The organism is Oleiphilus sp. HI0067, assembly GCF_001635735.1.
This window is the reverse complement of the sequence record NZ_LWFI01001511.1, coordinates 1-647: the sequence shown is the minus strand read 5'-3', so window position 1 is coordinate 647 and position 647 is coordinate 1. Positions and strand designations below refer to the sequence as shown.

1 protein-coding gene is annotated in these 647 nt (G+C 44.1%); it reads left to right on the top strand.

Annotated elements, in window-relative coordinates:
* Positions 1–101 precede the first annotated feature (101 nt).
* The coding region (locus A3739_RS24690; protein ID WP_068503155.1) for a PhzF family phenazine biosynthesis protein at positions 102–647 on the top strand (546 nt) is incomplete at its 3' end.

Here is a 647-nt window from a genome sequence, read left to right as displayed (position 1 = left end):
AAATCTGTACTGCTTATACTGCCTTAAAGGTGTATTGATACTCTACGCCTATTCATTGCTAGGATAATGTTTTATTCGGCCAAGCAAGGAGAGGTATTTTGATGAACATCGATATTTATCAAGTAGATGCATTTACTGATACGATTTTTAAAGGAAATCCTGCTGCAGTCATTCCTTTAGATGCGCCTATCGAAGAAGTGCTCATGCAGTCTATTGCCGCCGAGAACAATCTTGCTGAAACAGCATTTTTTTACCCCATTGATGGTGGGTATCACTTGCGATGGTTTACTCCGACTGCAGAAGTCCCCCTGTGCGGGCACGCCACGCTCGCAAGCGCCTTCGTTGTCTTTAAGTTCCTAAAGCCTGAACTAAATAGTATCCGCTTTAATTCAGCGAGTGGTTGGCTAGTCGTTAATAAACGAGCATCGGATCTCGAGTTAGATTTTCCTTTGATTTCCTATGACTCCATAGATTTGCCTGAGTCAGTGCACAGGGCTTTGGGGGGTAATGTTATTGAAGCGTATCGAACAGAAGGTGACCCTAATTATCTTGTCGTGTTGGAAAGTGAGACAGCGGTACAATCGATAGATCCCGATATTCGAGCATTGAAAGACGCGGCAGAGGTTGGCGTCATNGTAACTGCACGT